General features: G+C 63.3%; 11 protein-coding genes, 1 tRNA gene and 3 pseudogenes. All 15 read left to right on the top strand.

Annotated features, from left to right (window positions below; all coding sequences use genetic code 11):
* Window positions 1-299: pseudogene (locus tag JLDANKMP_RS05205) on the top strand (elongation factor Tu); the annotation flags it as partial.
* Window positions 300-402: 103 nt separating this feature from the next.
* Window positions 403-478: transfer RNA gene (locus JLDANKMP_RS05200), tRNA-Trp, on the top strand.
* A 49-nt stretch (window positions 479-527) separates the two neighbouring features.
* Window positions 528-941: a preprotein translocase subunit SecE gene (secE, locus tag JLDANKMP_RS05195; RefSeq protein ID WP_005408202.1), complete on the top strand. Its 414-nt coding sequence runs from the start codon at window positions 528-530 to the stop codon at window positions 939-941.
* 10 nt (window positions 942-951) lie between these two features.
* Entirely contained in the window at window positions 952-1,512 is a 561-nt protein-coding gene (gene nusG / locus JLDANKMP_RS05190; protein WP_004154362.1) for a transcription termination/antitermination protein NusG, read from the top strand.
* 287 nt (window positions 1,513-1,799) lie between these two features.
* Window positions 1,800-2,228: a 50S ribosomal protein L11 gene (gene rplK, locus JLDANKMP_RS05185; protein WP_004145248.1), complete on the top strand. Its 429-nt coding sequence runs from the start codon at window positions 1,800-1,802 to the stop codon at window positions 2,226-2,228.
* A 4-nt stretch (window positions 2,229-2,232) separates the two neighbouring features.
* Entirely contained in the window at window positions 2,233-2,931 is a 699-nt protein-coding gene (gene rplA / locus JLDANKMP_RS05180; RefSeq protein WP_004154350.1) for a 50S ribosomal protein L1, read from the top strand.
* Between the two features lie 383 nt (window positions 2,932-3,314).
* Complete coding sequence (rplJ, locus tag JLDANKMP_RS05175; RefSeq protein ID WP_005408203.1) at window positions 3,315-3,851, top strand: 50S ribosomal protein L10; 537 nt, start codon at window positions 3,315-3,317, stop codon at window positions 3,849-3,851.
* 63 nt (window positions 3,852-3,914) lie between these two features.
* On the top strand, window positions 3,915-4,283 hold the full coding sequence (gene rplL, locus JLDANKMP_RS05170; RefSeq protein ID WP_049403868.1) for a 50S ribosomal protein L7/L12: 369 nt from the start codon (window positions 3,915-3,917) through the stop codon (window positions 4,281-4,283).
* 363 nt (window positions 4,284-4,646) lie between these two features.
* Complete coding sequence (rpoB, locus tag JLDANKMP_RS05165; protein ID WP_212560649.1) at window positions 4,647-8,801, top strand: DNA-directed RNA polymerase subunit beta; 4,155 nt, start codon at window positions 4,647-4,649, stop codon at window positions 8,799-8,801.
* A gap of 89 nt (window positions 8,802-8,890) precedes the next feature.
* Window positions 8,891-13,111 (top strand): DNA-directed RNA polymerase subunit beta', encoded by a 4,221-nt coding sequence (gene rpoC / locus JLDANKMP_RS05160; RefSeq protein ID WP_005412340.1) that lies wholly within the window; start codon window positions 8,891-8,893, stop codon window positions 13,109-13,111.
* A 324-nt stretch (window positions 13,112-13,435) separates the two neighbouring features.
* Window positions 13,436-13,810, top strand: a complete 375-nt coding sequence (gene rpsL / locus JLDANKMP_RS05155; protein WP_004145320.1) for a 30S ribosomal protein S12 — start codon at window positions 13,436-13,438, stop codon at window positions 13,808-13,810.
* A 12-nt stretch (window positions 13,811-13,822) separates the two neighbouring features.
* Window positions 13,823-14,296: a 30S ribosomal protein S7 gene (gene rpsG, locus JLDANKMP_RS05150; RefSeq protein ID WP_004145321.1), complete on the top strand. Its 474-nt coding sequence runs from the start codon at window positions 13,823-13,825 to the stop codon at window positions 14,294-14,296.
* Between the two features lie 141 nt (window positions 14,297-14,437).
* A complete protein-coding gene (gene fusA / locus JLDANKMP_RS05145; protein ID WP_005408207.1) occupies window positions 14,438-16,579 on the top strand; it encodes an elongation factor G in 2,142 nt (713 codons plus the stop codon).
* A gap of 52 nt (window positions 16,580-16,631) precedes the next feature.
* Window positions 16,632-17,719, top strand: a pseudogene (tuf, locus tag JLDANKMP_RS05140) (elongation factor Tu).
* A pseudogene (locus JLDANKMP_RS05135) lies at window positions 17,720-18,019 on the top strand (elongation factor Tu); the annotation flags it as partial.
* Between the last annotated feature and the right edge of the window lie 147 nt (window positions 18,020-18,166).

Raw genomic sequence — 18,166 nt, 5'->3', positions numbered from 1 at the left:
CGGGTTCGATCAAGCCGCACACCAAGTTCGAAGGCGAAGTCTACGTCCTGTCGAAGGACGAGGGCGGCCGCCACACCCCGTTCTTCAACGGCTACCGTCCGCAGTTCTACTTCCGCACCACCGACATCACCGGCGCAGCTGCTCTGCCGGAAGGCGTCGAAATGGTGATGCCGGGTGACAACGTCAAGATGGTCGTCACCCTGATCAACCCGGTGGCAATGGACGAAGGCCTGCGCTTCGCCATCCGCGAAGGCGGCCGTACCGTCGGCGCCGGCGTGGTCTCGAAGATCATCGAGTAAGCCTGCAGTACCGGTGGTTGCATAGCGCCGCCGGTTACGCGAATGGCGGGCCGGGAACCTCGGTCCGCCTTCGCCGTCTAAGGGAAGGCAAGTTTCAACAAGTACGCCAGTAGCTCAATTGGCAGAGCAGCGGTCTCCAAAACCGCAGGTTGGGGGTTCGAGTCCCTCCTGGCGTGCCATCTGCCCACCTTATCCAGCGGCCTGGGCCGCTAAAGCAGACACAGCCGGATGAATAGCAAGATCGAACATTCCAAGGACAACTCCGCCAACGGCGGGGATATCGTCAAGTACGTCGCCGCATCGCTGCTGGTGCTGGCCGGTCTGTTCGTCTGGTTCTGGTTCTCCGCCGACTCCGGTCGCGCCACCCAGCTGGGTGCGTGGGCGGGTCAGCTGCGTGCGTTGGCGGTCGTGGTCGGTCTGGTTGGCGGTATCGGCGTGTTCATGCTGACCGGCAAGGGGCGCGACACCCGCGAATTCCTCTCCGAGTCGCGCTTCGAACTGCGCAAGGTGGTCTGGCCGACGCGCCAGGAAGCCATCCGCATGACCTGGGTCGTGATGGTGGTGGTGACCATTCTCAGTCTGTTGCTGGGTGGGTTCGATTACGTCATTCAGTGGCTGGTTCAGTTGTTCCTGAGCCGCTAAGGAGAATTGCATGAAGCGTTGGTACGTCGTTCACGCCTATTCGGGCTTCGAGAAGTCGGTGGCGCAGGCTCTGCGCGATCGCATCGTCCGTGACGGCATGGAAGAGCGCTTCGGCGATGTCCTGGTCCCGACCGAAGAAGTGGTCGAGATGCGCGCTGGCCAGAAGCGCCGCTCCGAGCGCAAGTTCTTCCCGGGTTACGTGCTGGTCCAGATCGAGACCCACGAAGAAGCCGGTATCCCGCGCATCGACAACGAAAGCTGGCACCTGGTCAAGGAAACCCCGCGCGTGATGGGCTTCATCGGCGGCACCGCCGACCGTCCGCTGCCGATTGCCGATTCCGAGGCCGAAGCCATCCTGAACCGCGTTCAGGAAGGTGTCGAGAAGCCGCGCCCGAAGGTGCTGTTCGAGCCGGGCCAGATGGTCCGCGTCACCGACGGCCCGTTCAACGATTTCAATGGCGTCGTCGAAGAGGTCAACTACGAGAAGAGCCGTCTGCGCGTCTCGGTGCTGATCTTCGGTCGTGCCACTCCGGTCGAGCTCGAGTTCGGCCAGGTCGAAAAGGCCGTCTGATCCAGCTGTAGAGTCGAGCTTGCTCGACTTTGCTGATCGGCCGAGCAAAGCTCGACTCTACGGAACCAGGAACCGGGCCTTGCCCGGTTTCGTCCGTTTATGTGCCGCTTCAGGCATGTGAAGAAAAAACCTGATATAGTGCGCGGCTCCCCGCTGGGAAGCCAGCAGGACGAGGCCGCCGGAAGGTGGCCTTCAGCATGATTTCAAAACGCGATGCCGGGACGCGTGATTCCCGGTCCGATGGGGAGCCTGTTGTCGAAAGGCGCTAGCACCCGGAGAGTACTCACATGGCAAAGAAAGTTGTCGGTTACATCAAGCTGCAGGTGAAGGCCGGTCAGGCCAACCCCTCGCCGCCGGTCGGTCCTGCGCTGGGTCAGCGCGGTCTGAACATCATGGAATTCTGCAAGGCGTTCAACGCTGCCACGCAGAAGCTCGAGCCGGGTCTGCCGGTTCCGGTGATCATCACGGCCTACTCGGACCGTACGTTCACCTTCATCACCAAGAGCACCCCGGCCACCACCCTGCTGAAGAAGGCCGCTGGCATCTCGTCGGGCTCCAAGCGCCCGAACACCGAGAAGGTCGGCAAGGTCACCCGTAAGCAGCTGGAAGAGATCGCCAAGGCGAAGGAACCGGATCTGACTGCCGCCGATCTGGACGCCGCCGTGCGTACCATCGCTGGCTCTGCCCGTTCCATGGGCCTCGTGGTGGAGGGTTAATAAGATGGCACAGACCAAGCGTGAGAAGGCCATCAAGGCCGCCGTCGTTCCGGGCAAGGCATACGCCTTCGAGGACGCGATCAACATCCTGAAGAGCGCCACCAAGGCCAAGTTCGTCGAGTCGATCGACGTCGCTGTGCGCCTGGGCGTCGATGCGAAGAAGTCCGACCAGCAGGTTCGTGGCTCCACCGTGCTGCCGGCCGGTACCGGCAAGTCGGTCCGCGTCGCCGTGTTCGCTCCGGCCGGTGCCAAGGCTGATGAAGCCCTGGCCGCTGGCGCCGAAGCCGTCGGTATGGATGATCTGGCCGAGAAGATGCAGGCCGGCGATCTGAACTACGACGTCGTCATCGCGACCCCGGACGCCATGCGCGTCGTCGGTAAGCTGGGCACCGTGCTGGGTCCGCGCGGCCTGATGCCGAACCCGAAGGTCGGCACCGTTTCCCCGAACCCGGGTGAAGCCGTGAAGAACGCCAAGTCGGGTCAGGTCCGTTACCGCACCGACAAGGCCGGCATCATCCACTGCACCATCGGCAAGGCCGACTTCGCCGAAGACGCGCTGAAGTCGAACCTGACCGCGCTGCTGCTGGACCTGATCAAGGCCAAGCCGGCCACCTCGAAGGGCACCTACCTGCAGAAGGTTTCGGTCAGCTCGACGATGGGCCCGGGCGTCACCGTCGACCAGTCGTCGCTGACCCTGAAGTAATTGTTTCAAGCGGTCACGGTACCTTCGGTGCCGTGACCGTGACATTTGAAGGCATCGTTGGCAGTGCATCGCCCGCGGTAGCCGTCAAAGACCGCAGGCGCGGTCGTGGCAATACCGGCGACGGGCACGGAAGCTCGATCTGGCAAGGAGTCGCCGCCGGAGCAGTCATGAGCGCTTAATCGATTCCCCGGAATCACCCTGCGTAGATGGTGCCCTTCTGGAGTTTTTCTGGTTCACGCACGTCTGGGATTTCCCTGATTGCCTCCAGGTCTGGAACGGCCCACCCCCGGAACATCATCCCGATGTTCCCGGCATCCAGGACGGATGCCGCACAGGACCGCACACGGCAGGAGCCGTAAGCGGAGTTCAATAGGAGGAGTGCAATGGCTCTCAATCTGTCCCAGAAGCAAGAAGTAGTCGCCGAGCTGGCAGACGTCGCCGCCAAGGCCCACTCCTTGATCGCAGCCGAATACGCTGGCACCACGGTCGCCCAGATGACCGCGATGCGCAAGCAGGCTCGTGAAACCGGTGTTTTCTTGAAGGTTGTCAAGAACACCCTGGCTTCGCGCGCCGTTGAAGGCACCGAGTTCGCAGTCGCCCAGGACCAGATGGTTGGTCCGCTGCTGTACGCGTTCTCGCTCGAGGAGCCCGGCGCTGCCGGTCGCCTGATCAAGGAAGCCGCCAAGGGCAACGACAAGCTGAAGGCTAAGGTCGTCGCCATCGGTGGCGAAGTGTTCCCGGCAAGCCACGTCGACGTGCTGGCCTCGCTGCCGACCCGCGACCAGGCCCTGGCCATGCTGGCCCGCGTCCTGACCGAGCCGGTCACGATGTTTGCCCGCGCCATCAAGGCCGTTGGCGAGAAGCAGGGTGGTGGCGACGTCGCCGCCGACGCTGCCGAACCGGCCGCCGAGACCGCCTGAGTTTCGACTTACCGTGGTTCCTGACGGAACCTCAACCCAGAAAATCATCCAAAGGTATTAATCATGTCCCTTACCAACGAACAGATCGTCGACGCCATCGCCGAGAAGTCCCTGATGGAAGTGATGGAGCTGGTCAAGGCCATCGAAGAGAAGTTCGGCGTCTCCGCCGCTGCTCCGGTTGCCGTGGCTGTCAACGCCGGCCCGGCCGTTGCCGCTGAAGAGCAGACCGAGTTCACCGTCACCCTGAAGTCGGCCGGCGACAAGAAGGTCGAAGTCATCAAGGCCGTCCGCGCCATCACCGGCCTGGGCCTGAAGGAAGCGAAGGACCTGGCCGAAGCCGGTGGCGTCCTGAAGGAAGGCGCTTCGAAGGAAGACGCCGAGAAGATGAAGAAGGACCTGGAAGCTGCTGGCGCGACTGTCGAAGTCAAGTAAGCAGTTACCTTGCATCGTCACCGATTCACGGCGATGCAGCCAAGGCTGGGGGCGTAAGCCCCCGGCCTTTGGTCGTTGTTGCGGTGTCGGTAGAGTCGACTGTTGGTCGACTGCTGTGAAGGAAGTCGACTAACAGTCGACTCTACCGTTTCAAATGCAGCAAAAAGCCCAACACGGGCTGCAGTCAAACCCCGCCGGCCAGCGCATTGCGCGGCAGCAGGGGCGTGGTAGCAGACGAGTTGGCAGTTGGAAGTAGCGGGAGAAGGCGTGCTGGTGCCGGCAATACCAGCGACTTCCAACTGACAATTTCAAGTTCCCTTCGGATCGTGGGCGCACGATCCGCACAACAAGGTGGAAGACCTCATGACGTCCTATTCGTTCACCGAAAAAAAGCGTATCCGCAAGGATTTCGGCAAGCAGCGCTCGATTCTCGAAGTGCCGTTCCTGCTCGCCATCCAGGTGGATTCCTATCGTGAATTCCTGCAGGAAAACGTCGATCCGGCCAAGCGCACGGACCACGGCCTGCACGCTGCGCTGAAGTCGGTCTTCCCGATCGCCAGCTACAGCGGCAACGCTGCCCTGGAATACGTCGGCTACAAGCTGGGCGAACCGGTCTTCGACGAGCGCGAGTGCCGCCAGCGTGGCATGAGCTACGGCGCCCCGCTGCGCGTGACCGTGCGCCTGGTGATCTACGACCGTGAGTCGTCGACCAAGGCCATCAAGTACGTGAAGGAGCAGGAGGTCTATCTGGGCGAAATCCCGCTGATGACCGAGAACGGCACCTTCATCGTCAACGGCACCGAGCGCGTCATCGTCTCGCAGCTGCACCGCTCGCCGGGCGTGTTCTTCGACCACGACCGTGGCAAGACCCACAGCTCGGGCAAGCTGCTGTACAGCGCCCGCATCATTCCTTACCGCGGCTCCTGGCTGGACTTCGAGTTCGACCCGAAGGACGCGCTGTTCACCCGTATCGACCGTCGCCGCAAGCTGCCGGTGTCGATCCTGCTGCGCGCGCTCGGCTACAGCAACGAAGAGATGCTGGCCGAGTTCTTCGAGATCAACACCTTCCACATCAACCCGGATGAAGGCGTCCAGCTGGAGCTGGTGCCGGAGCGCCTGCGTGGCGAAACCCTGGGCTTCGACCTCGCCGACGGCGACAAGGTCATCGTGGAAGCCGGCAAGCGCATCACCGCGCGCCACATCAAGCAGCTGGAAGCCTCGGGCATCGCCGCCCTGGCCGTGCCGGACGACTACATCGTCGGCCGCATCCTGTCGCACGACGTGGTTGACGCCTCGACCGGCGAACTGCTGGCCCAGGCCAATGACGAGATCACCGACGAGCAGCTGCAGGCCTTCCGCAAGGCCGGTGTGGATGCCGTGGGCACCCTGTGGGTGAACGATCTGGATCGTGGCCCGTACCTGTCCAACACCCTGCGCATCGACCCGACCAAGACCCAGCTGGAAGCCCTGGTCGAGATCTACCGCATGATGCGTCCGGGCGAGCCGCCGACCAAGGACGCTGCGCAGAACCTGTTCCACAACCTGTTCTTCACCTTCGAGCGCTACGACCTGTCCGCGGTCGGCCGCATGAAGTTCAACCGTCGCGTGGGCCGCAAGGAAACCACCGGCGAAGCCGTGCTGTACGACAGCAAGTACTTCGGTGAGCGCAACGACGAAGAGTCCAAGCGCCTGGTCGCCACCCACGGCGACAGCTCCGACATCCTGGACGTGATCAAGGTCCTGACCGAGATCCGCAACGGTCGCGGCGTGGTCGACGATATCGACCACCTGGGCAACCGTCGCGTGCGTTCGGTCGGCGAAATGGCCGAAAACGTGTTCCGCGTCGGCCTGGTCCGCGTCGAGCGCGCGGTCAAGGAGCGCCTGTCGATGGCCGAGTCCGAAGGCCTGACCCCGCAGGAGCTGATCAACGCCAAGCCGGTTGCCGCTGCCATCAAGGAGTTCTTCGGCTCCTCGCAGCTGTCGCAGTTCATGGACCAGAACAACCCGCTGTCGGAAGTGACCCACAAGCGTCGCGTTTCGGCCCTGGGCCCGGGCGGCCTGACCCGTGAGCGCGCCGGCTTCGAAGTGCGCGACGTGCACCCGACCCATTACGGCCGCGTCTGCACCATCGAAACCCCGGAAGGCCCGAACATCGGCCTGATCAACTCGCTGGCCGTGTACGCCCGCACCAACCAGTACGGTTTCCTCGAGACTCCGTACCGCAAGGTCGTGGACGGCAAGGTCTATGACGAAGTCGAGTTCCTGTCGGCGATCGAAGAAAACGAGTACGTCATTGCGCAGGCCAACGCGCTGACCGACGCCAAGGGCACCCTGACCGAGCAGTTCGTTCCGTGCCGCTTCCAGGGCGAATCGCTGCTGAAGCCGCCGGCGGAAGTCCACTTCATGGACGTCTCGCCGATGCAGACCGTGTCGATCGCGGCCGCGCTGGTTCCGTTCCTGGAGCACGATGACGCGAACCGCGCACTGATGGGCGCCAACATGCAGCGTCAGGCGGTGCCGACCCTGCGTGCGCAGAAGCCGCTGGTCGGTACCGGCATCGAGCGCGCCGTGGCGCGTGACTCCGGTGTGACCGTGAACGCCCGCCGTGGTGGCGAGATCGTGCAGATCGACGCGGCCCGCATCGTGGTCAAGGTCAACGAGGAAGAGATCGTTGGCGCTACCGATGCAGGCGTGGACATCTACAACCTGGTCAAGTACACCCGTTCGAACCAGAACACCTGCATCAACCAGCGTCCGCTGGTCCAGGTGGGTGACGTCATCGCCCGCGGCGACGTGCTGGCCGACGGTCCGTCCACCGACATCGGCGAACTGGCCCTGGGCCAGAACATGCTGATCGCGTTCATGCCGTGGAACGGCTACAACTTCGAAGACTCCATCCTGCTCTCCGAGCGCGTGGTGGAAGAGGATCGTTACACCACGATCCACATCGAAGAGCTGACCTGCGTCGCGCGTGACACCAAGCTGGGGCCGGAGGAAATCTCCGCCGACATCCCGAACGTCTCCGAGCAGGCGCTGAACCGCCTGGACGAGAGCGGCGTGGTGTACATCGGTGCGGAAGTCCGCGCCGGCGACATCATGGTCGGCAAGGTCACCCCGAAGGGCGAAAGCCAGCTGACCCCGGAAGAGAAGCTGCTGCGCGCGATCTTCGGCGAGAAGGCTTCGGACGTTAAGGACAGCTCGCTGCGCGTTCCGCCGGGCATGGACGGCACCGTCATCGACGTGCAGGTCTTCACCCGCGACGGCATCGAGAAGGACAAGCGCGCCCGCCAGATCGAAGAGTCTGAAATCAAGCGCGTCAAGAAGGACTTCGACGACCAGTTCCGCATCCTGGAAGCCGCCATCTACATGCGTCTGCGTTCGCAGATCGTGGGCAAGGTGGTCAACGGTGGCGCTGGCCTGAAGAAGGGTGACGTGATCACCGACGCCTTCCTGGACGGCCTGAAGAAGGCTGACTGGTTCGCCCTGCGCATGAAGGACGAGGACGCTTCGGAAGCCATCGAGCGCGCGCAGAAGCAGATCCAGGCGCACGAGAAGGAATTCGAGCGTCGCTTCGCCGACAAGCGCGGCAAGATCACCGCCGGTGACGACCTCGCCCCGGGCGTGCTGAAGATGGTCAAGGTGTTCCTGGCCGTGAAGCGCCGCATCCAGCCGGGCGACAAGATGGCAGGCCGCCACGGCAACAAGGGTGTGGTCTCCAACGTGGTGCCGGTCGAGGACATGCCGTACATGGCCTCGGGCGAAACCGTGGACATCGTGCTGAACCCGCTGGGCGTGCCGTCGCGTATGAACATCGGCCAGATCCTGGAAGTGCACCTGGGCTGGGCGGCCAAGGGCCTGGGCCGCAAGATCCAGGCGATGATGGAAGCCCAGGCGGCGGTTGCCGACCTGCGCAAGTTCCTGGACGACATCTACAACCACGACGACACCAACGTGGCCAACCGTGTCGACCTGTCGCAGTTCAGCGACGAGGAGCTGCTGCGCCTGGCCCGTAACCTCACCGACGGCGTGCCGATGGCCACCCCGGTGTTCGACGGTGCCACCGAAGCGGAAATCAAGCGCATGCTGGAACTGGCCGACCTGCCGAGCAGTGGCCAGACCCAGCTGTACGACGGCCGCACCGGTGAAGCGTTCGATCGCCACACCACCGTGGGTTACATGCACTACCTGAAGCTGAACCACCTGGTCGACGACAAGATGCACGCCCGTTCGACCGGTCCGTACTCGCTCGTCACCCAGCAGCCGCTGGGCGGCAAGGCGCAGTTCGGCGGCCAGCGCTTCGGTGAAATGGAAGTCTGGGCGCTGGAAGCCTACGGCGCGGCCTACACCCTGCAGGAAATGCTGACGGTGAAGTCCGATGACGTGCAGGGCCGCAACCAGATGTACAAGAACATCGTCGACGGTGAGCACGAGATGGTCGCGGGCATGCCGGAATCCTTCAACGTGCTCGTGAAGGAAATCCGCTCGCTGGCCATCAACATGGAACTGGAAGACAACTGATCCATGCCGGCGCGGCGGTCAACGCCGCCGCGCCGCTGGCAGTGAACTGAAAGCCCATCGACACAGCATTCCTCCTTCTGGAGAACACCATGAAAGACCTGCTCAACCTCTTCAACCAGCAGCGCCAGACGCTGGACTTCGACGCGATCAAGATCGCGCTGGCTTCGCCGGACCTGATCCGTTCGTGGTCCTTCGGCGAAGTGAAGAAGCCGGAAACCATCAACTACCGCACCTTCAAGCCGGAACGCGACGGCCTGTTCTGCGCCGCCATCTTCGGCCCGGTGAAGGACTACGAGTGCCTGTGCGGCAAGTACAAGCGCATGAAGCACCGCGGCGTGGTCTGCGAAAAGTGCGGTACCGAAGTGACCCTGGCCAAGGTGCGCCGCGAGCGCATGGGCCACATCGACCTGGCCTCGCCGGTCGCGCACATCTGGTTCCTCAAGTCGCTGCCGTCGCGCATCGGCCTGATGCTGGACATGACCCTGCGCGACATCGAGCGCGTGCTGTACTTCGAAGCCTACGTGGTGACCGAGCCGGGCCTGACTGCCCTGGAGCGCCGCCAGCTGCTGACCGAGGAACAGTACCTGCAGGCCCGCCAGGAGCACGGTGACGACTTCGACGCCGCGATGGGCGCCGAGGCCGTGTACGAACTGCTGCGCACGATCGACCTGCAGTCGGAAATGACCCGCCTGCGCGAGGAAATCGCCGCTACCGGTTCGGAAACCAAGCTCAAGCGCCTCACCAAGCGCATCAAGCTGATCGAAGCCTTCCTGGAATCGGGCAACCGTCCGGAATGGATGGTCATGACCGTGCTGCCGGTGCTGCCGCCGGACCTGCGTCCGCTGGTCCCGCTGGATGGCGGCCGCTTCGCGACCTCCGACCTGAACGACCTGTACCGCCGCGTCATCAACCGCAACAACCGCCTGCGCCGCCTGCTCGAACTGAGCGCGCCGGACATCATCGTGCGCAATGAAAAGCGCATGCTGCAGGAGTCGGTCGATGCGCTGCTGGACAACGGCCGTCGTGGCCGTGCCATCACCGGCACCAACAAGCGCCCGCTGAAGTCGCTGGCCGACATGATCAAGGGCAAGCAGGGTCGCTTCCGCCAGAACCTGCTCGGCAAGCGCGTCGACTACTCGGGCCGTTCGGTCATCGTGGTCGGCCCGTACCTGCGCCTGCACCAGTGCGGCCTGCCGAAGAAGATGGCGCTCGAGCTGTTCAAGCCGTTCGTCTTCGCCAAGCTGCAGCGTCGTGGCCTGGCCACCACCATCAAGGCCGCCAAGAAGCTGGTCGAGCGCGAAGAAGCCGAAGTCTGGGACATCCTGGAAGAGGTCATCCGCGAGCACCCGGTGATGCTGAACCGTGCGCCGACCCTGCACCGTCTGGGCATCCAGGCGTTCGAGCCGGTGCTGATCGAAGGCAAGGCCATCCAGCTGCACCCGCTGGTCTGCACCGCGTTCAACGCCGACTTCGACGGTGACCAGATGGCCGTCCACGTGCCGCTCTCGCTGGAAGCCCAGCTGGAAGCGCGTGCGCTGATGATGTCGACCAACAACATCCTGTCGCCGGCCAACGGCGAGCCGATCATCGTGCCGTCGCAGGACGTCGTGCTGGGTCTGTACTACATGACCCGCTCGCTGGAAAACAAGAAGGGCGAGGGCATGGCCTTTGCCAACATCGCCGAAGTGAAGCGTGCCTACGACAACCGCGTGGTGGAACTGCACGCGCGCGTCAAGGTCCGCATCACCGAAGTGGTGACCGACGAAGACGGCAACAAGCAGAACAAGACCTCGATCGTGGACACCACGATCGGTCGCGCCCTGCTGGCTGAAATCCTGCCGGAAGGCCTGCCGTTCGCGCTGGCCAACACCGAGCTGACCAAGAAGAACATCAGCCGCCTGATCAACTCCAGCTACCGCCAGCTGGGCCTGAAGGACACGGTCGTGTTCGCCGACAAGCTGATGTACACCGGCTTCGCGTACGCGACCCGCGCCGGTGTCTCGATCGGCATCGACGACATGCTGATCCCGGACGAGAAGAAGGGCATCCTCACCGAGGCCGAAGCCGAAGTGCTGGAAATCCAGGAGCAGTACCAGTCGGGCCTGGTCACCGCCGGCGAGCGCTACAACAAGGTGGTCGACATCTGGTCGCGCACCAATGAGCGCATCGCCAAGGCGATGATGGACACCATCGGTACCGAGAAGGTGGTCAATGCCAAGGGTGAGACCATCGACCAGAAGTCGATGAACTCGCTGTACATCATGGCCGACTCCGGTGCGCGTGGTTCGCAGGCGCAGATCCGTCAGCTGGCCGGCATGCGTGGCCTGATGGCCCGCCCGGACGGCTCGATCATCGAGACGCCCATCAAGGCGAACTTCCGCGAAGGCCTGAACGTGCAGGAGTACTTCAACTCCACCCACGGTGCCCGTAAGGGTCTGGCCGATACCGCGCTGAAGACCGCGAACTCGGGTTACCTGACCCGTCGTCTGGTCGACGTGGCACAGGACGTGGTGATCACCGAGGTGGATTGCGGTACCACCGAAGGCCTGATCATGACCCCGATCGTGGAAGGCGGCGACGTGGTCGAGCCGCTGAAGGACCGCGTGCTGGGTCGCGTGGTTGCCGAGGACGTGTTCCTGCCGGGCAACGACGAAGATCCGATCGTCACCCGCAACACCCTGCTGGACGAAGCCTGGGTGGCCAAGCTGGAAGATGCCGGCGTGCAGACCATCAAGGTCCGCTCGACCATCTCCTGCGAATCGGCCTTCGGCGTCTGCTCGCGCTGCTACGGCCGCGACCTGGCCCGTGGCCACCTGGTCAACATCGGTGAAGCAGTCGGCGTCATCGCCGCCCAGTCCATCGGTGAGCCGGGTACCCAGCTGACCATGCGTACGTTCCACATCGGTGGTGCGGCGTCGCGAGCTGCTGCGGTCGACAACATCACCGTCAAGACCACCGGCTCGGTCAAGTTCAGCAACCTCAAGTCGGTCGAGCATGCCAACGGCTCGCTGGTGGCAGTGTCGCGCTCGGGCGAAATCTCGGTGCTCGATGCCCACGGCCGTGAGCGTGAGCGTTACAAGCTGCCGTACGGTGCGACCATCACGTCCAAGGACGGTGATGCGATCAAGGCTGGCCAGACCGTGGCCAACTGGGATCCGCATAACCACCCGATCGTGTCGGAAGTGGCCGGCTTCATCCGCTTCATCGACTTCGTCGACGGCATCACCGTCATCGAGAAGACCGACGAGCTGACCGGCCTGGCGTCGCGCGAAATCACCGATCCGAAGCGTCGTGGTACCCAGGCCAAGGACCTGCGCCCGATCGTGCGCATCGTCGACGCCAAGGGCAACGACCTGTCGATTCCGGGCACCGACCTGCCGGCGCAGTACCTGCTGCCGCCGCGCTCGATCGTCAACCTGCAGGACGGCGCTGCCGTCGGCGTGGGTGACGTGGTCGCCAAGATCCCGCAGGAAGCGTCGAAGACCCGCGACATCACCGGTGGTCTGCCGCGCGTGGCCGATCTGTTCGAAGCGCGCAAGCCGAAGGATCCGGCGGTGCTGGCCGAGCGTTCGGGCATCATCAGCTTCGGCAAGGACACCAAGGGCAAGCAGCGCCTGATCATCAAGGACACCGATGGTTCGGAGCACGAAGAGCTGATCCCGAAGTACCGCCAGGTCATCGTGTTCGAAGGCGAGCATGTCACCAAGGGTGAAACCATCGTGGACGGCGAGCCGAGCCCGCAGGACATCCTGCGCCTGCTGGGTGTCGAACCGCTGGCCGCCTACCTGGTGAAGGAAATCCAGGACGTGTACCGCCTGCAGGGCGTGAAGATCAACGACAAGCACATCGAGGTGATCACCCGCCAGATGCTGCGCAAGGTCGAGATCACCGACCAGGGCAGCAGCAAGTTCCTGAACGGCGAACAGGTGGAGCGCCAGCGCGTTATCGAGGAGAATGCCCGCCTTGCAGCCCGCAATGAGCTGCCGGCGCACTTCGATCCGGTCCTGCTGGGTATCACCAAGGCCTCGCTGGCGACCGAATCGTTCATCTCGGCCGCGTCGTTCCAGGAAACCACCCGCGTGCTGACCGAAGCGGCCGTCCGCGGCACCTCGGACAACCTGCGTGGCCTGAAGGAAAACGTCATCGTGGGTCGCCTGATTCCGGCCGGTACCGGCCTGGCGTACCACAGCAATCGCCGTCGCGGCGCTTCCGGCCTCACCGAGTCGGAAATGCAGACCCTTGCCGGCACCCCGGCCGCGGTCGAGGCACCGGTGGTTGAAGCCGAAGCTGAACAGGCCTCGGAAGACTGAAACACGGGTCCGGCCTCAGGGCCGGACCACCCGGGCGGGTAGAGTCGACTGTCAGTCGACCGCTATCGAGAGTCGACTGACAGTCGACTCTACCGGTGCAGGGCAGGGTGGACCGCTTGCGGTTCACCCCGCCAACCTGAACGGGGTACATGGAGGCCCCCCAGTAACGTTCCGGGATCAGGAACGGGCTTGACAGGAGGCGTTTGACTGCTTTCCTGGCAGGTTGCTACAATCGTCTGTCTCAGCAGGCCAGAATTTTGGCCTGCTTTAACATTTCCGCATCTCTGGCCGGATTTTCCGGCCACCAATCAGAAGAACCTACTGATGGCGACGATCAACCAGCTGGTCCGCAAGCCGCGGCAAGCGACCACCTACAAGAGTGCCTCGCCGGCGCTCGACAAGTGCCCGCAGCGCCGTGGCGTCTGCACCCGTGTCTACACCACCACCCCGAAGAAGCCGAACTCGGCTCTGCGCAAGGTTGCCAAGGTCCGCCTGACCAACCAGGAAGAAGTGATTTCCTACATCGGTGGTGAAGGCCACAACCTGCAGGAGCACTCCGTGGTCCTGATCCGCGGCGGTCGCGTCAAGGACCTGCCGGGTGTGCGTTACCACACCGTTCGTGGCTCGCTCGACGCCGCCGGCGTTGCCAAGCGTCGCCAGGCCCGTTCCAAGTACGGCGCCAAGCGTCCGAAGGCATAAGGAGAGAGCACTATGTCGCGTAAGGGTAATACTCCGCAGCGTTCCGTCCTGCCCGATCCGAAGCACGGAAGCGAAACCATCGCCCGCTTCATCAACATGGTCATGCAGAGCGGCAAGAAGTCCGTCGCCGAAAAGATTGTGTACGGCGCCATGGACGTGATCACCGAGAAGAACAGCAGCGCCAACGCCATTGAACTGGTGCAGAAGGCTCTGGACAACGTCGCTCCGGCGGTCGAAGTCAAGTCGCGCCGCGTCGGTGGTGCCACCTACCAGGTGCCGGTCGAAGTGCGTTCGTCGCGCAAGATGGCCCTGGCCATGCGCTGGCTGATCGACTCCGCGCGCAAGCGTGGTGAGAACACCATGCCGAAGAAGCTGGCTGCTGAACTGATCGACGCCTCGGAAAACCGTGGCGGCGCCATCAAGAAGCGCGAAGAAACCCACCGCATGGCCGAAGCCAACAAGGCATTCGCCCACTACCGCTGGTGAGTTTGACGGCCTTGTAAAACAGGCAGGGCAGCACCACTTCGGTGCGTGCTGCCTCGCGGTCCCAGAAGGGCTGCGCCAATCCGAAGGCCGCCGAAAGGCGGCGTTCGGCCATCCGAAATCCAAGAAATCTGAGAGGCTCCCGTGGCCCGTTCCACTCCCATCGAGCGTTACCGTAACTTCGGCATCATGGCTCACATCGATGCCGGCAAGACCACCACGTCCGAGCGCATCCTGTTCTACACCGGCAAGAGCCACAAGATCGGTGAAGTGCATGACGGCGCCGCCACCATGGACTGGATGGAGCAGGAGCAGGAGCGTGGCATCACGATCCAGTCCGCTGCCACCACCGCGTTCTGGAAGGGCATGGACAAGTCCCTGCCGGAGCACCGCTTCAACATCATCGACACCCCCGGGCACGTCGACTTCACCATCGAAGTGGAGCGCTCGCTGCGCGTGCTCGACGGTGCCGTCTTCGTCCTGTGCGCCGTCGGTGGCGTGCAGCCGCAGTCGGAAACCGTGTGGCGCCAGGCCAACAAGTACCACGTGCCGCGCATCGCGTTCGTCAACAAGATGGACCGTACCGGTGCCAACTTCCAGAAGGTCGTCGGCCAGCTGAAGGCCAAGCTGGGCGCGGTTGCCGTGCCGATGCAGCTGCCGATCGGCGCTGAAGACAACTTCAAGGGCGTTGTCGACCTGCTGAAGATGAAGGCCATCCATTGGGATGAGGCTTCGCAGGGCATGAAGTTCGAATACGGTGAAATCCCGGCCGAACTGCAGGGTCCGGCTGAAGAGGCTCGCCAGTTCATGGTCGAGACCGCTGCCGAAGCCAGCGAAGAGCTGATGGAAAAGTACCTGGGCGGCGAAGAGCTGGCCGAGGCCGAAATCATCAACGCCCTGCGTACCCGTACCCTGGCGACCGAGATCGTGCCGATGTACTGCGGCTCGGCCTTCAAGAACAAGGGCGTGCAGGCCATGCTGGACGGCGTGATCCAGCTGCTGCCGTCGCCGGTCGACGTGCCGGACGTGAAGGGCGTGGACGTTGACGACGACACCGTCGAAATGACCCGCAAGTCGGATGACAAGGCTCCGTTCTCGTCGCTGGCCTTCAAGATCATCACCGACCCGTTCGTCGGCGCGCTGACCTTCTTCCGTGTCTACTCGGGCACCCTGAACGGTGGTGACACCGTGCTGAACTCGGTGAAGGGCAAGAAGGAGCGCATCGGCCGCATCCTGCAGATGCACTCGAACAACCGCGAGGAAATCAAGGAAGTTCTGGCTGGTGACATCGCCGCTGCCGTGGGCCTGAAGGACACCACCACCGGTGACACCCTGTGCGCCGTGGACGCCCCGATCATCCTGGAGCGCATGACGTTCCCGGAGCCGGTGATCTCGATGGCCGTCGAGCCGAAGACCAAGTCGGACCAGGAAAAGATGGGTCTGGCCCTGGGCCGTCTGGCGCAGGAAGATCCGTCGTTCCGCGTCAAGACCGACGAAGAATCCGGCCAGACCATCATCTCGGGCATGGGCGAGCTGCACCTGGACATCATCGTCGACCGCCTGAAGCGCGAGTTCAACGTTGAAGCCAACGTCGGCGCGCCGCAGGTGGCCTACCGCGAAACCATCACCCTGGCCGACGTCAAGTCGGACTACAAGCACGCCAAGCAGTCCGGTGGTAAGGGTCAGTACGGTCACGTCGTGATCGAACTGTCGCCGATCACCGCTGCCGACCGTGCCGATCCGAAGCTGGCTCCGGCCATCAAGGACGACTTCCTGTTCATCAACGACATCACCGGCGGCGTGATCCCGAAGGAATTCATTCCGTCGGTTGAAAAGGGCCTGCGCGAAACCATCACCAGCGGTCCGCTGGCTGGCTTCCCGGTCGTGGACGTCAAGGTGAAGCTGGTGTTCGGTTCGTACCACGACGTCGACTCCTCGGAAATGGCGTTCAAGCTGGCTTCGTCGATGGCCTTCAAGCAGGGCTTCGCCAAGGCCAAGCCGGTGCTGCTGGAGCCGATCATGAAGGTCGAGATCGTGACCCCGGAGGATTACCAGGGTGACGTGATGGGCGACGTCAGCCGTCGTCGCGGCGTGCTGCAGGGTTCCGACACCACCGGTGACGGTTCGGCCAGCATCATCAACGCGATGATCCCGCTGGGTGAAATGTTCGGCTACGCCACTGCGCTGCGTTCGCAGACCCAGGGCCGCGCCACCTTCACCATGGAATTCGATCACTACGAGCCGGCTCCGACCAACATCGCCGAAGCCGTCATGAAGAAGGGCTGAGCCTCGCTCAGCCTCTCTTGAAACCACTTACGAACAATCAAGGTATAGAACAATGGCAAAGGGTAAGTTCGAGCGCACCAAGCCGCATACTCCTCGATCGACGCCGCTCCGGAAGAAAAGGCTCGTGGTATCACGATCTCGACCGCGCACGTCGAATACGAATCCCCGGTCCGTCACTACGCCCACGTCGATTGCCCGGGCCATGCTGACTACGTCAAGAACATGATCACCGGTGCCGCCCAGATGGACGGCGCGATCCTGGTGTGCTCGGCCGCTGACGGCCCGATGCCGCAGACCCGCGAGCACATCCTGCTGTCGCGTCAGGTCGGCGTGCCGTACATCGTCGTGTTCCTGAACAAGGCCGACATGGTGGACGACGCCGAGCTGCTCGAGCTGGTCGAGATGGAAGTGCGCGAGCTGCTGAGCAAGTACGACTTCCCGGGCGACGACACCCCGATCATCGCNGGTTCGGCCCGTCTGGCGCTGGAAGGCGACCAGAGCGACATCGGCGTGCCGGCCATCCTGAAGCTGGTCGACGCCCTGGACAGCTGGATTCCGGAGCCGGAGCGCGCGATCGACAAGCCGTTCCTGATGCCGGTGGAAGACGTGTTCTCGATCTCGGGCCGCGGCACCGTGGTGACCGGTCGTATCGAGCGCGGCGTGATCAAGGTTGGCGACGAAATCGAAATCGTCGGCATCCGTCCGGTGCAGAAGACCACCGTGACCGGCGTTGAAATGTTCCGCAAGCTGCTGGACCAGGGTCAGGCAGGCGACAACGCTGGCCTGCTGCTGCGCGGCACCAAGCGTGACGACGTCGAGCGTGGCCAGGTCCTGGCCAAGCCGGGTTCGATCAAGCCGCACACCAAGTTCGAAGGCGAAGTCTACGTCCTGTCGAAGGACGAGGGCGGCCGCCACACCCCGTTCTTCAACGGCTACCGTCCGCAGTTCTACTTCCGCACCACCGACATCACCGGCGCAGCTGCTCTGCCGGAAGGCGTCGAAATGGTGATGCCGGGTGACAACGTCAAGATGGTCGTCACCCTGATCAACCCGGTGGCAATGGACGAAGGCCTGCGCTTCGCCATCCGCGAAGGCGGCCGTACCGTCGGCGCCGGCGTGGTCTCGAAGATCATCGAGTAACCGGGTTCGATCAAGCCGCACACCAAGTTCGAAGGCGAAGTCTACGTCCTGTCGAAGGACGAGGGCGGCCGCCACACCCCGTTCTTCAACGGCTACCGTCCGCAGTTCTACTTCCGCACCACCGACATCACCGGCGCAGCTGCTCTGCCGGAAGGCGTCGAAATGGTGATGCCGGGTGACAACGTCAAGATGGTCGTCACCCTGATCAACCCGGTGGCAATGGACGAAGGCCTGCGCTTCGCCATCCGCGAAGGCGGCCGTACCGTCGGCGCCGGCGTGGTCTCGAAGATCATCGAGTAATCTGGTAGTATCTGCGCCCCGATGTTGCCTGGGTAGGGCATCGGGGCGTATCAAATGGGAAAGCAGGCACAGGATGTGCCTTGTGTTCCCCGGACCAGGAAGGGTCAATGCCATTCAGGCGGCGTCAACAGGCGACTGTTGACAGCT

This window comes from Stenotrophomonas sp. PE591 (genome assembly GCF_018320795.1).
Lineage (GTDB): Bacteria > Pseudomonadota > Gammaproteobacteria > Xanthomonadales > Xanthomonadaceae > Stenotrophomonas > Stenotrophomonas maltophilia.
This window is presented reverse-complemented; position numbering and strand designations above follow the sequence as displayed.